This window comes from Suipraeoptans intestinalis (assembly GCF_034091795.1).
In the GTDB taxonomy this organism is placed as follows: Bacteria; Bacillota; Clostridia; order Lachnospirales; family Lachnospiraceae; genus Suipraeoptans; species Suipraeoptans intestinalis.
Map to the genome: position 1 here is coordinate 30,777 of NZ_JAXFXH010000020.1, position 14,744 is coordinate 45,520.

The 14,744-nt window shown below is 47.5% G+C and carries 8 protein-coding genes, 2 tRNA genes and 1 pseudogene; 10 read left to right on the top strand and 1 reads right to left on the bottom strand.

The genetic code is table 11. The annotated features are described in order from the left end of the window. Positions 1-85 precede the first annotated feature (85 nt). The 5 genes and pseudogenes from ppdK (at position 86) to SOW26_RS07460 (ending at position 6,910) form a co-directional block, all read left to right on the top strand. Positions 86-2,713 carry a pyruvate, phosphate dikinase gene (gene ppdK / locus SOW26_RS07440; protein WP_154475997.1) on the top strand — a complete coding sequence of 876 codons (2,628 nt, stop codon included), beginning with the start codon at positions 86-88 and terminating at the stop codon, positions 2,711-2,713. A 467-nt stretch (positions 2,714-3,180) separates the two neighbouring features. Then, entirely contained in the window at positions 3,181-4,434 is a 1,254-nt protein-coding gene (locus tag SOW26_RS07445; protein ID WP_154475993.1) for an ATP-binding protein, read from the top strand. Between the two features lie 206 nt (positions 4,435-4,640). Beyond that, positions 4,641-5,249 (top strand): type IV toxin-antitoxin system AbiEi family antitoxin domain-containing protein, encoded by a 609-nt coding sequence (locus tag SOW26_RS07450; protein WP_154475991.1) that lies wholly within the window; start codon positions 4,641-4,643, stop codon positions 5,247-5,249. Further along, a pseudogene (locus SOW26_RS07455) lies at positions 5,249-5,485 on the top strand (nucleotidyl transferase AbiEii/AbiGii toxin family protein); the annotation flags it as partial. The gene SOW26_RS07450 and the pseudogene SOW26_RS07455, both read left to right, overlap by 1 nt. A 114-nt stretch (positions 5,486-5,599) precedes the next feature. Next, the gene (locus SOW26_RS07460; RefSeq protein WP_154475989.1) at positions 5,600-6,910 is read left to right on the top strand and encodes a sedoheptulokinase; all 1,311 of its coding nucleotides are present in this window, start codon (positions 5,600-5,602) and stop codon (positions 6,908-6,910) included. 78 nt (positions 6,911-6,988) lie between these two features. Here SOW26_RS07460 and SOW26_RS07465 read toward each other — a convergent pair whose 3' ends face one another. Then, the gene (locus tag SOW26_RS07465) at positions 6,989-7,861 is read right to left on the bottom strand and encodes a LysR family transcriptional regulator (protein WP_154475987.1); all 873 of its coding nucleotides are present in this window, start codon (positions 7,859-7,861) and stop codon (positions 6,989-6,991) included. 154 nt (positions 7,862-8,015) lie between these two features. Here SOW26_RS07465 and SOW26_RS07470 point away from each other — a divergent pair, with 154 nt between their 5' ends. From SOW26_RS07470 to SOW26_RS07490, 5 genes are all read left to right on the top strand, one after another. Continuing rightward, complete coding sequence (locus tag SOW26_RS07470) at positions 8,016-8,765, top strand: TIGR01906 family membrane protein (protein WP_276959828.1); 750 nt, start codon at positions 8,016-8,018, stop codon at positions 8,763-8,765. A gap of 99 nt (positions 8,766-8,864) precedes the next feature. Further along, complete coding sequence (locus tag SOW26_RS07475; protein WP_276959827.1) at positions 8,865-12,623, top strand: phosphoribosylformylglycinamidine synthase; 3,759 nt, start codon at positions 8,865-8,867, stop codon at positions 12,621-12,623. A 237-nt stretch (positions 12,624-12,860) separates the two neighbouring features. Beyond that, complete coding sequence (gdhA, locus tag SOW26_RS07480) at positions 12,861-14,195, top strand: NADP-specific glutamate dehydrogenase (protein ID WP_276959826.1); 1,335 nt, start codon at positions 12,861-12,863, stop codon at positions 14,193-14,195. 308 nt (positions 14,196-14,503) lie between these two features. Further along, positions 14,504-14,576, top strand: a tRNA-Val gene (locus SOW26_RS07485). 14 nt (positions 14,577-14,590) lie between these two features. Beyond that, positions 14,591-14,664, top strand: a tRNA-Met gene (locus tag SOW26_RS07490). Positions 14,665-14,744: the final 80 nt, after the last annotated feature.

Genomic DNA, 14,744 nt, shown 5'->3' on the forward strand with positions numbered 1-14,744 from the left:
TCTGCCGAAAAGCTTGACGAAAATAGGCAAAAACAGTAAAATGTTATGTGCAACTTAGAAAATTTTGTTTAGGAGGTCATGAAACATGGCAAAATGGGTGTATATGTTTACAGAAGGTGACGCAACAATGAGGAACCTTCTTGGCGGAAAGGGTGCGAACCTTGCGGAAATGACAAAGCTTGGTCTTCCGGTGCCTCAGGGATTTACTGTGACAACAGAAGCTTGTACACAGTACTATGAGGACGGTCGCATGATCAATCAGGAGATCATGGATCAGATCATGGAAGCGATCGTGAAGATGGAAGCTATCACAGAGAAGAAGTTCGGGGATAAAGAAAATCCGCTTCTTGTATCTGTTCGTTCCGGAGCAAGAGCTTCCATGCCTGGTATGATGGATACGATTTTGAACCTGGGACTCAACGAGGAAGTGGTAAAGGTACTGGCTGAGAAGTCCGGTAATCCGCGTTGGGCATGGGATTGCTACAGAAGATTTATTCAGATGTACTCCGACGTTGTTATGGAAGTCGGCAAAAAATACTTTGAAGAACTCATCGATGAGATGAAGGAGAAAAAAGGCGTAAAAGAGGACGTGGATCTGACCGCAGAAGATCTGCAGGTACTGGCAGAGCAGTTCAAGGCAGAATACAAGTCCAAGATCGGTTCTGATTTCCCGACAGATCCCAAGGAGCAGCTGATGGGAGCGATCCAGGCAGTATTCCGTTCCTGGGACAATCCGAGAGCAAACATCTACCGTCGTGACAATGATATCCCGTACTCCTGGGGAACGGCGGTAAACGTTCAGATGATGGCATTTGGTAACATGGGAGATACTTCCGGTACCGGTGTTGCATTCACACGTGATCCTGCTACCGGAGAGAAGGCGCTGATGGGCGAGTTCCTGATGAACGCACAGGGAGAAGACGTGGTTGCCGGTGTTCGTACTCCACAGAAGATCGCAGGTCTCAAGGAGATCATGCCGGAAGTATACGAGCAGTTTATCGGTATCTGCAACAAGCTGGAAGATCACTACAGAGATATGCAGGATATGGAGTTTACCATCGAAGATAAAAAGCTTTACATGCTACAGACACGTAATGGTAAGAGAACGGCTCAGGCTGCTTTGAAGATCGCGTGTGACCTGGTAGACGAAGGTATGATCACAGAGGAAAAAGCGGTAGCCATGATCGAGCCGAGAAACCTGGATACACTGCTGCATCCGCAGTTTGACGCAGCAGAGCTGAAAAAAGCAACTCCGATCGGAAAGGCGCTGGGAGCATCTCCGGGAGCTGCTTGCGGTAAGGTGGTATTTACAGCAGACGACGCCAAAGAGTGGGATCTGAAGGGCGAGAAGGTGATCCTGGTTCGTCTGGAGACATCTCCGGAAGACATCGAAGGAATGAAGGCAGCTCAGGGTATCCTGACAGTCCGCGGTGGTATGACTTCTCATGCAGCCGTAGTGGCACGTGGAATGGGAACCTGCTGTGTGTCCGGATGCGGAGATATCGTGATGGACGAGGCAAACAAGAAGTTCACACTGGGCGGCAAAGAATACAAAGAGGGAGACTTTATCTCTCTGGATGGTTCTACCGGAAATATCTATGAGGGCATCATTGCTACAGTAGACGCACAGATCGCAGGCGAGTTCGGACGTATCATGACATGGGCAGACAAGTACAGAACCATGAAAGTTCGTACAAATGCAGATACTCCGGAGGACGCAAGAAAGGCAAGAGAGTTGGGAGCAGAAGGAATCGGACTTTGCCGTACAGAGCATATGTTCTTTGAGGGCAACAGAATCGACGCATTCCGTGAGATGATCTGTTCTGAGACACTGGAAGAAAGAGAAGCAGCGCTGGAGAAGATCCTTCCGGAGCAGCAGGGAGACTTTGAAGCACTTTACGAGGCACTGGAAGGCAATCCGGTAACCATCCGTTTCCTGGATCCTCCGCTTCATGAGTTCGTACCGACTTCTGAGGAAGATATCAAGAAGCTGGCTGATGCACAGGGCAAGACTGTTGCACAGATCAAGGCGATCATTGACTCTCTCCATGAGTTCAACCCGATGATGGGACATCGTGGATGCCGTCTGGCAGTTACCTATCCGGAAATCGCAAAAATGCAGACAAAAGCAGTGATCCGTGCAGCGATCAATGTGAAAAAGGCTCATCCGGAATGGAATATCTGCCCGGAGATCATGATCCCGTTGGTAGGAGAAGTGAAAGAGCTGAAATATGTGAAGAAATTTGTGGTAGAGACAGCAGACGCTGAGATCGCAGCGGCAGGCGTAGAGCTGAAGTACGAAGTGGGAACCATGATCGAGATCCCAAGAGCTGCCCTGACAGCAGATGAGATCGCAAAAGAAGCAGACTTCTTCTGCTTCGGTACAAACGACCTGACACAGATGACGTTTGGATTCTCACGTGACGACGCAGGAAAGTTCCTGGATGCATACTATGATGCAAAGATCTTTGAAAATGATCCGTTTGCAAAATTAGATCAGACAGGCGTTGGAAAGCTGATGGAAATGTCCATTCAGCTGGGCAAGCCGGCAAACAGCAAGCTTCATGTAGGTATCTGCGGAGAGCACGGAGGAGATCCGACTTCCGTAGAGTTCTGCAACACGCTGGGACTGGATTATGTATCCTGCTCACCGTTCCGTGTTCCGATCGCAAGACTGGCAGCCGCACAGGCAGCTATCAAGGCAGGCAAATAGTCTTTGCCTGAAACAGAGTGAAATAAGGCATAGCCGTAGAGGCATCCGGAAAGTCAGAAACTGGCTGAAGGGTGCCTCTTTTTTCTTGCGCTCATTTTTCGGTTTGCTTCTGTTTTGGAAGGCACCGGAAAGGGTGCGGATTATGAAGAAGGATCTGCTGATTATATATTAAACGGTGATGCACCGGATAATCTTGATCCTATTGTGAATGAAGCAATAGAGATTCTCAATAATCTGAAAACTGATAAGGCAAAGAAGTCTGCACTTGCTATGCTGAAGCAGATTCAGATTCTTGAGGACTAAGGTTCAATGTTTAATAGTATCAAAACAACTGAGGTGAACGAAACTGCGGATTCCGCAAAAATGTCGATTAAAGTATTGATTAGGGCTTTATTGTGATGTATAATTCTATTGAACAAAAGTGCGGATTCCGCAATTTTGTTCAATAATCAATGAGGTGATACATTATGGAGATACGTAGAGACATATATCTGAATAAGCTTATTTCAAAAAGGCATAACGGATTAATTAAGGTTGTGACAGGTATGCGAAGATGTGGAAAATCATATCTTTTGTTTAATCTTTTTAAAGAGTATCTGACAAACGAAGGGGTTTCTGAAAATCATATTATTGAGATTGCATTCGACTCTTTTGAGAATAAAAAGCATCGAGATCCAGAGGTTTTATTTCCACATCTAATGGAAAAAATATCTGATGATGGAATGTATTATGTTCTATTAGATGAAGTTCAGATGCTTGATGATTTTGAATCAGTTCTTAATAGCCTTGGCAGAAAGAAAAATGTAGATGTATATGTAACGGGAAGTAATGCAAAATTTCTGTCAAAGGATATTGTTACGGAATTTCGTGGACGTGGGGATGAAGTTCATATGTATCCGCTAACATTTAGCGAGTTTATGAGCGTATATGAGGGTGATAGACAACAAGGATGGAGAGATTACGTACTGTTTGGTGGAATACCGCTTGTACTGAGCTTTGAAACTGCTGATCAGAAATCCGATTTTTTAAAATCTCTGTTTGAGGAAACCTATATTTCTGATATTACAGGAAGAAATAACATACGTAATAAGACTGAATTAGAAGAGCTTCTAAATATTTTATCTTCGGCTATTGGTTCCTTAACAAACCCAAGCAAACTATCAGCGACATTTAAAAGTGTTAAGAACAAGACCATTAGCAAAGATACAATAATCAAATATATAGATTATCTTAAAGACTCATTTCTTGTCGATAGTGCAATTCGATATGATATCAAAGGTAAAAAGTACATTAATACTCCATCAAAGTACTACTTTACCGATCTTGGACTTAGAAATGCGAGACTTAATTTTAGGCAGATGGAGGAGACTCACGCTATGGAAAACATTATATTCAACGAATTGAAAGTTCGTGGATATAATGTGGACGTAGGCGTTGTTGTTATGAATGAAGTAGATAAGAATGGTAAGAAAATCAGAAAACAGCTGGAAGTGGATTTTGTTTGCAATAAGGGATCAAAGAGATTTTATATTCAATCCGCCTATGCGCTACCTGATCAAGAAAAGATGGAACAGGAGCAACGCTCATTGGTAAGGACAGGAGATGGATTTAAAAAAATTATTATTACAAAGGATGCTGTGGCACCACTTTATAATGAAGACGGCATATTGGTAATGAGTATTTATGATTTTCTTCTTAATCCGGAAAGTATGGAGATTTAAATAAATATTGAGACTTAAAAAACACATTTTTACAATTTCTATTTCTAATAATGCCATATAAAAAGATGTTTCTTTATAGCAAACTGCCCACTTATTTGCTTCTGAGTGGGCAGTTTACTATTGACTTTCTATATGAAAATCGCACATAATATAGTAAAGTACCCAATCAATGAATGAATTTGAGGCAATGAAACAGAGGTGGAGAAATGCTTCGTGAAAACGATATTAAAAGTGTGAGAAAGCTGTTCAATCGGCATCACTATGTTATGACTACTGCCGAACTTCTTGAAGCCAAGCTATACTATGCAGACATTAAACAACTTTTAGAGGAAGGTTTTATTGAAAGAATACGACGAGGGTATTATCACTGGATTGAAAACTGCGAAGTCAAAGAAATCGTTATCATTAATAGCTTGTTTCCCGATGCGGTTCTTTGTATGGAAACTGCACTATTCTATTATGCATACAGCGATAGGAACCCCACTGAGTGGAATTTTGCCATAGACAGGAATGTTTCAAAATTACGAACCAACATAGAGTACCCATTCATTAAAGCATATCGCCTTGAGTCCGATTTGGTTACGCTTGGTGAAGCAACAGGGGAGATTGATTTCACAAAAGTGCGAATTTATGACCGTGACCGAACAATTTGTGATGTTCTGAAAAATATGAGCAAAATGGATAAAGAAATTTTCAATAAAGCAATACGAGGGTATGTGAATGACCCGAGAAAGAATATACCAAACCTTATGAGGTATGCAAAAAAACTGCGTGTGCAGAAAAAGGCGGAAGAATTGATTGGAGTGTGGTTGTAATGGCAGATATTGTGGCTTCCGTTTTGGCAAAGCTGAGAAATAAAGCAAAAGCTTCCGGTATCAATTACCAGCAATGTTTGCAGCTTTTTGTGCAAGAAGAATTTTTGAGAAAGCTATCAAAAGCTGGATGTGAGGATACGCTCATACACAAAGGGGGATTGTTCATTTATACTTTAACGAATTTTGAAAGCCGAGCAACAATTGATGTCGATTTCCTGCTCCGTGGATACTTAAACTTCCACTCGTCATGGAAGAAATCCAGACATTCCTTGAGTCTGTGTTTGATGCGATAGTGAATGAGAAAGAGTGGAAAAACAGATGGGATACGAAAGTAAAAGGATGGTGATATCGTGAAAATCATAGGAATTGACATAGGAACGACCAGTATCAGCATGGTACTGATAGACTGGGAAAAAAGGGAGTTACTTGCAAGCAGGACGATCCATCATCAGTCCTTTTTGGAGGGAAAAGAACCAGGAGAAAAAATACAGGATCCGGAAAAGATCTGGCGTCTGGTAAAAGAAACGCTGGATGAGCTGATCTGTCAACAGGGGCAGCCGGAGGCGATAGGGCTGACAGGACAAATGCATGGAATCCTCTATGTGGATGGCAGAGGAGAAGCGGTCACTCCCTTGTATACCTGGCAGGATGAGAGGGGACTTAGGCCCCTGGAAGAAGGAAAAAGCAGCGTGGATATCCTGCGGGAGGCAACAGGGTCGGCAGCGGCCGGCTATGGACTGGTCACCCACCTGTATCTGCAAAAGACGGGGCAGATCCCCGGACAGGCGAAAAGGATCGCCGGAATCAGCGACTATGTGGCCATGAAGCTTTGCGGTCTGACAGAACCTGCCATTGGGATGGATATGGCGGCAAGTTGGGGAGGCTTTCAGCTGGAAGCAGGAGAGTTTTGCAGGGAGAAACTGACACAGACAGGCATGGATCTGAGCTACCTTCCCCGGGTAGAAAAAGAGCAGTTCCTTGTGGGAAAAACCAGGGAAGGGATTCCTGTGATGGGAGCCATCGGGGATAATCAGGCAAGCTTTCTAGGAGCGGTAGAGGATGTTTACGATACTGTTTTGATCAACGTGGGAACAGGCAGTCAGATCTCCTTTGTTTCCAGGAACTATGTGGAGGGAGACGGGACAATAGAGCTTCGTCCCTGCATGAAAGATGGGTATCTCCTGGCAGGATCCTCCTTATGTGGGGGACGGGCTTACGCATTGCTGGAGCAGTTTTATCGGGAAGTGACAGGCAATCGGCAGGAAAGCTGCTATGAAACCATGTACCGGGATGCTGAAACGTTTCTTCAGGAACAGGGGATGGAACAGGCCTGGAAGGTGCGGACGACTTTTTCCGGAACCCGAAAGGATCCCGGACAGACGGGAGAAATCAGCGGGATCACCGTCAAAAACTTCCATCCGGGCGCTATGACGGTAGGAGTGATCCGGGGGATTTTAGAGGAACTTTATCAGCAGTATGAGAGTATGTGTCGGCTGACAGGAAGAAGGGCCGGCCGATTGGCAGGCTCCGGCAATGGTCTCCGGCAAAATCCGTTGATGCAGAAAATGGCGGAAGAACTGTTTCAGCTAAAGCTGGAGATCCCACGGTATCGGGAAGAAGCGGCCTGCGGGGCAGCCTTTTGTGCAGGAAAGCTGCTGTAGGCACAGAAAGGACGGGCAAAAGCCGCTGTCCTTATGCTCTGTGAGTGACAGGAACTACGGAGAAGTGAAGGAATCTGCCTAAAAATAAGAAAGGAAAGCCTCCATCGCCTTGGAAGAAGGCATCTGGCTGTTTTGGGCGATCACCAGGCTGCGCATGGGAAGCACCTCTTTTGTGGGAACGACAAACAGATCCTTCTGGTCTTTCGGAAGACTGTAATCCGGAAGAAAAGCGATCCCCAGTCCGATCCGAGCAAGGTCGATGAGAAGGTCGTTGCTGCTTAGCTCGATCTCCGGAACCAGATCCAGCTGATGCTGCTGAAACAGGGAATGAAGAAATTCACTGGTGGTGCTTTTTTTGTCCAGCATCAAAAGCGGATAGTCCAACAGCTGTTTCAGGGAAAGCGGTTTTTCTTTTAAATGAGAAAAAGAAGACCCGCCGACGAATACATCCCGGAAACTGTGGATCTTCTTGGTGGTCACAACATTTCCCAGGTGGGCGTTGGGTGTATTTACTACGATGAAATCCACCACTCCGCTTTCCAGCAGCTCTACGCAGTGGATGGAGGTGGCGTTGGTAACCTTGATATGTACCCTGGGAAATTCCCGGTGGAACTTTTCCAGATAAGGAACCAGAAAATAGCGGCAGATGGTATCGCTGGCTCCGATGCGGATCTGCCCACGGTTGGCTCCGGTATCCAGAAGCTGGGATTCTCCCCGCTGGATCAGATTCATGGCAGGCTCCACGTGGCGCAGCAGGATCTCCCCTTCCGAGGTCAGGCGTACTTTCTTGGTGCTTCGGATGAACAAAGTCTGATCCAGCTTTTTTTCCAGGGTTTTTATAGACTGGCTGACGGCAGACTGGGAGATGAACAGCTGCTTGGAAGCCTCGGAAAAGCTCAGGGTGGAAGCGACGTGATAAAAGACCTTATATAATTCGTAATTAATATCCATGATAAGTCCTCCTTATAAAACTAATATGCATTATAAGGGAAAAATCGGGGAATTACAACCGGGTTTGTGATAAAATGGTAGCCGAAAAAAGTGTGGAAAAGCATTCGGGAGTCTTAAAAGGACAAAAGGAAGCAGAAGAGAGAAAGGGGAAGCAATGAAACTACTATCAAAAAGCGTTGCAGCAGGAAGCATGGTCCTGGTGATTTTTGCCATGCTTCTTACCAGCTTTCAGATCGCCATGTACGGAGATGGGGGATATGGGTTTTTTAAAAAAGAATACAGGAAATATCAGGTGGCAGATCAATTGGATATGAGGGAAGAAGACCTGGAAAAAGTGACGGTCTACATGATGGACTATCTCATAGGCAAAGAGGAAAAGCTGTCCATTGAGACGACAGTAGACGGAAAGCGGCAGGATTTTTTTAATGACCAGGACCGGCTCCACATGGAAGACGTACAAAGACTGTTTCTGGGAGGGCTGAGGCTTCGGAACATCTGCCTGATCCTTGCGCTTCTGGGATGCCTGTGGATCAGGTTCCAAGAAAGGGAGTGGAAGAGGCGGATAGCAGTGGGGTATCGAAATGCAGCCTGGCTGCTGGGAGGCGCAGCGATAATTCTTGCCGTCTGGTGTGCCGTCGATTTCAGCCGGGTGTTTGTGATCTTTCACAAGCTGTTTTTCCGGAACGATCTGTGGCTGTTTGACCCGGAAACCGATTACATGATCCAAATGCTGCCGGAAGGTTTCTTTTTTGACATGGTAAAACGGATCGGAGGAATCTTTTTCCTGTTCTTTGGAGGCGGCTATCTGGCAGCCTGGCTGTACAGACAGAAAGAAGGAAAAATCTGGCAAAGGGCACAGAGGGGAGCTGCAGAAAAACCGCAAAAGGTGCAGGGAAATAAATAAGTATAAGTTATAAAAATATTAAGTTATATTAACTTTAATAATAAAATGCCTTATGCTACAATGAAGACAGATGCGGTGGTTTAGAAGTGGAGGAACAAAATGAGTCAGGTAAAGCGAATCTATGTGGAAAAGAAACCGGAGTTTGCCGTTCGGGCAAAGGAACTGAAACATGAAATCAGAAATTATCTGGGAATCAAACAGGTTACCTCTGTTCGGGTACTGATCCGATACGATGTGGAACATGTCACAGAAGAGGTGTTTGAAAAGGCCTGCTGCGGGGTGTTTGCGGAACCTCCGGTGGATACGGTCTATCGGGAGAAGTTTCCGATGGAGGAGAAAGAAAAGGCGTTTTCCGTAGAGTTTTTGCCGGGGCAGTTTGATCAGAGGGCAGATTCGGCAGTACAGTGTATACAGTTTATCAAGGAAGAGGAAACGCCGGTGATCCAGACGGCAGTGACCTACGTCATCGGCGGAGACGTGTCCGAGGCGGATATGGACGCCATCCGTGGACATTGTATCAATCCGGTGGATTCCAGGCAGACGGAGGAGACCAAACCGGAAACGCTGGTCACGGTGTTTGAAGAGCCGGAGGACGTGAGCATTCTGGAGGGCTTCTGCAAACGAGATCCGGAAGAGTTAAAGGAGTTGTATCAGTCCTTGGGACTGGCCATGACTTTGAAGGATTTTGCACATATTCAGACCTATTTTGCTGCCGAAGAAAAGAGAGATCCGTCTATGACGGAAATCCGTGTGCTGGATACTTACTGGTCCGACCATTGCCGTCACACCACCTTTTCCACGGAACTGACGGAGGTTTGTTTTGAAAAAGGGGACTACCGGGAAGTGATGGAGGGTACCTACCGGAAGTATCTGACGGACAGGGAAGAACTTTTTGGGGGACGAAAGGATAAATTTGTCTGCCTGATGGACCTGGCGCTGATGGCTATGCGGAAGCTGAAAAAAGAAGGGAAGCTTTCCGACCAGGAAGAATCAGAAGAGATCAACGCGTGCAGCATTGTAGTGCCGGTGGAGGTAGATGGGGAGAAAGAGGAGTGGCTAGTGAATTTCAAGAATGAGACCCACAACCATCCTACGGAGATCGAGCCGTTTGGCGGGGCCGCCACCTGTCTTGGAGGAGCCATCCGGGATCCCCTGTCCGGACGTACTTACGTGTATCAGGCAATGCGTGTGACGGGGGCGGCAGACCCCACCGTTTCCGTAAAAGAGACAAGAAAAGGCAAGCTGCCTCAAAAAAAGCTGGTGAGGGAGGCGGCTGCTGGATACAGCTCCTATGGCAATCAGATCGGTCTGGCCACCGGACTGGTAAAAGAGATCTACCATCCGGACTATGTGGCAAAGAGAATGGAGATCGGAGCAGTGCTGGGAGCAGCCCCAAGAAGGGCCGTGATCCGGGAAACATCGGATCCGGGGGATGTGATCATCCTGTTGGGCGGACGTACAGGAAGAGACGGGTGCGGCGGAGCAACCGGATCCTCCAAGGTTCATACGGAAGAGTCTACCCGGGTCTGCGGCGCAGAGGTGCAAAAGGGCAATCCACCTACGGAACGCAAGATCCAGCGCCTGTTCCGCCGGGAGGAAGTCAGCAGGCTGATCAAGAAGTGTAATGACTTCGGAGCAGGCGGAGTATCGGTGGCGATCGGAGAGCTGGCAGACGGCCTGCGGATCGATCTGGATCAGGTGCCGAAGAAATATGCGGGACTGGATGGAACAGAGATCGCCATTTCAGAATCCCAGGAGCGTATGGCGGTAGTAGTAGATCCGGCACAGGCAGAGGCGTTTATGCAGTATGCGGCACAAGAGAATCTGGAGGCTACCAAAGTGGCGGTGGTTACGGAGGAGCCGAGGCTGGTACTTCTCTGGAGAGGAAAGGAGATCGTCAACCTGTCCAGAAGATTCCTGGATACCAATGGAGCCCATCAGGAAACGAAGGTGATCGTGGAGGCGCCCAAAAGGCAGGACAGCCTTTTCCGGGAAAGACCGGAAGGAGCAGTGAAGGACAGGTGGCTGAAAACACTGGCAGATTTAAATGTCTGCTCCCAGAAGGGACTGGTGGAACGGTTCGACGGTTCTATCGGCGCAGGAACGGTACTGATGCCCCACGGAGGAAGATTTCAGAAGACGGAAGTGCAGGCGATGGCGGCAAAGCTTCCCGTGCAGAAGGGCGACTGCGATACGGTTACTTTGATGAGTTATGGATTTGATCCCTATCTGTCCAGCTGGAGCCCATACCATGGAGCTGTCTATGCCGTGACGGAGTCGGTAGCCAAGATCGTGGCGGCAGGGGGAGATCCGGAAAACATCCGGTTCACCTTCCAGGAATATTTCCGCAGGATGACGGAAGATCCCAGAAGGTGGAGCCAGCCGGTGGCGGCTCTTTTGGGAGCCTATGCGGCGCAGCTGGGATTCGGACTTCCCTCCATCGGAGGCAAAGACAGCATGTCGGGCACCTTTGAAGAGATCGACGTTCCCCCCACACTGGTTTCCTTTGCGGTAGATGTGGCGAGGGAAGGGGAGATCATTACGCCGGAATTGAAGGAGGCGGGAAATGAGCTGCTTTGGATCCGGATCGCAAGAGATGAGAACGACCTGCCCGTTTATGAAAAGGTAAAAGAGGCATATCGTAGGGTGACGGAAGACATTCGGGCAAACAGAGTCATATCTGCCTATGCCGTGGATCGTCACGGAATCGTGGCAGCTATCAGTAAAATGGCTTTTGGAAATGCGAAGGGCGTGCGCTTAGACGACGAGCTGGAAACGGGAGAACTGTTTGCACCCGCCTTTGGAGATCTGATCCTGGAAGTTTCACAGGGAGCCGGGGAAAAGCTGTGCTCCAGAGGAAGAAGGATCGGACAGGTTACGGAGGCGCCGGAGTTTCTCTATAGAAAAGAGAGGATTTCCCTGGAAGAGGCAGAGGCTTTTTGGACGGGGACTCTGGAACGGGTATTTCCTACTGCGTCAGAGGAAGCGCCGAAGCAGGAAGTGCCGGAGCTGGTTCCCTATCACACAAAAGATGTTTATGTATGCAGACACAGGGTGGCAGTGCCGGAAGTATTTATTCCGGTATTTCCGGGAACCAACTGTGAATACGACAGCGCGGCAGCCTTTGAGCGTGCCGGGGCAAAGACCAACGTCAAGGTCTTTAAGAATCTGAGCGCCCAGGACATCAAGGATTCCGTTGCCGTATTTGAAAAAAGCATCAGAGAGGCTCAGATCGTCATGTTTCCGGGAGGCTTCAGCGCGGGAGATGAGCCGGACGGATCCGCCAAATTTTTTGCAACGGCATTTCAGCATGCAAAACTGAAAGAGGCGCTGGAAGATCTTCTGGCGAAGAGAGACGGACTGATCCTTGGAATCTGTAACGGTTTTCAGGCACTGATCAAACTGGGGCTGGTTCCCGATGGAAAAGTGACGGGACAGACGGAGGAATCGCCTACGCTGACCTACAATTCCATAGGGCGACACGTTTCCAAGATGGTCTATACGAAGGTGATGAGTAACAAATCTCCCTGGCTGGCGGGGGCAGAGCTGGGAGGGGTCTATACCAATCCGGCTTCCCACGGAGAGGGGCGTTTTGTAGCGTCCGAAGCGTGTCTGAAGGAACTGATAGAGTGCGGACAGGTTGCTACGGCTTACTGCAATACAGAAGGCGTTCTGTCTATGGAGGAAGAGTGGAATGTAAACGGATCTTACTGCGGGATCGAAGGGATCACCAGTCCGGATGGAAGAGTGCTGGGCAAGATGGCGCATTCGGAAAGAAGAGGCCGGTCCGTGGCAAAAAATATTTACGGAGAACAGGATCTTAAGATATTTGAGTCGGGCGTTTTGTACTTTAAGTAGGTAGAGCGAAAAAGAAAACGAAACATAAAAATAAAAATGTTTCAATAATGACCTAAAAACTGTAAAAAACAACCAAAAAAACAGGTAAAATGAAAGAATGACAGGTGCGTGTTGCAGAAAAATGTGTTTTTTGAAGGAAATTCGTTGTGTTTTTCACAGGAATCCTTTACAATAAGGCACAGAAAAACAGCATGCACCTTGTTTTTTGCAAAATACATACTTTAGGAGGATACAGTTATGTCTTATGTGGATGAAGTCTTGGAAAGAGTGGTAGAGAAAAATCCTGCGGAGCCGGAATTTCATCAGGCGGTAAAAGAGGTATTGGAATCTCTTCGCGTGGTGGTAGAAGAACGGGAAGAAGAGTTCCGAAGAGAAGGCCTGCTGGAGAGACTGGTAGAGCCGGAGAGACAGTTCAAATTCAGGGTACCCTGGGTGGATGACAAGGGAAACGTACAGGTAAATACAGGATACCGGGTACAGTTTAACAGCGCTATCGGACCCTACAAGGGAGGGCTGCGTCTGCATCCTTCCGTGAATCTGGGGATCATCAAGTTCCTGGGATTTGAGCAGATCTTTAAAAATTCTCTGACAGGACTTCCCATCGGCGGAGGAAAGGGCGGATCGGATTTTGATCCAAAGGGAAAATCAGACAGAGAAGTGATGGCGTTTTGCCAGAGCTTTATGACAGAACTGTGTAAATACATCGGAGCGGATACAGACGTTCCGGCAGGAGATATTGGAACAGGTGCAAGAGAGATCGGATATATGTTCGGGCAGTACAAAAGGATCCGCGGAGTATACGAGGGAGTACTGACAGGAAAGGGACTGAGCTACGGAGGCTCCCTGGCAAGAAAGGAAGCGACCGGCTACGGACTGCTGTATCTGACGGAAGAAATGCTGAAGTTAAACGGACAGGAAATGGCGGGAAAGACGGTATCCATTTCCGGATCGGGAAATGTGGCTATCTATGCGGCAGAGAAAGCGACGCAGATGGGAGCAAAGGTTGTGACGGTCAGTGATTCCACCGGCTGGGTATATGACGCAGAAGGGATTGACGTGGAGGCGCTGAAGGAGATCAAAGAGGTGAAGCGGGCAAGACTGACAGAGTACCAGAATTACCGTCCCAATGCAGAATATCATCCGGGAAAGGGCGTATGGTCCGTGAAGGTGGATATTGCATTGCCTTGCGCAACTCAGAACGAATTGGATCTGGAGGATGCAAAGCAGCTGGTAGCAAACGGATGCCTGGCGGTAGCAGAAGGAGCCAACATGCCTACCACACTGGAGGCTACCGAGTATCTGCAGGCCAATCAGGTGCTGTTTGCCCCGGGAAAGGCTGCCAATGCCGGCGGAGTCGCAACATCTGCTTTGGAAATGTCGCAAAACAGTGAGAGACTGAGTTGGACATTTGAGGAAGTAGACAGTAAGCTGAAGAAGATCATGGTAGATATCTGTCACAACATGGCAGATGCCGCCAAGCGTTACGGAGTAGAAGGAAACTACGTGGTAGGAGCAAATATCGCAGGATTCGAGAAGGTAACGGACGCGATGCTGGCGCAGGGAATCTGCTAGTGGAAAGCTTTTGACAGAAGAATGACAGAAGAAAGTCCTGTAAATCCGGTGTTTGCGGGGCTTTTTCTTTGTAGAGCAAAAAACGCCTTTTCCTATGCGGGCTGTAGGTGAAAGAAACCCACTTTTTCAAGTTGAAAAATCCAGACCTTTAAAAAATCTAAGGAAATCTCAAATCTCAAGAAGACAGAAAGAAAGTGCGCATTAACACTTGACAGTTTAAAAATCTCAGGAATGAAAAAAAGGGATTGACAAAAAGAAAGTCTCCATAGTATAATTACGAAGTCGGTTCGGAGACGGACTGTGTATATGGGATCATAGCTCAGCTGGGAGAGCATCTGCCTTACAAGCAGAGGGTCATAGGTTCGAGCCCTATTGGTCCCATATCTTTTCAATATGGCGGGATAGCTCAGTTGGCTAGAGCATACGGTTCATACCCGTAGTGTCGCTGGTTCAAATCCAGTTCCCGCTACTTTCGGAGAAACGGTATCGTTTCTCTTATTTTTTTGCGTGCCTGAATCCTTTTTTTCGGCAACAGGAGAAGCGATTGCA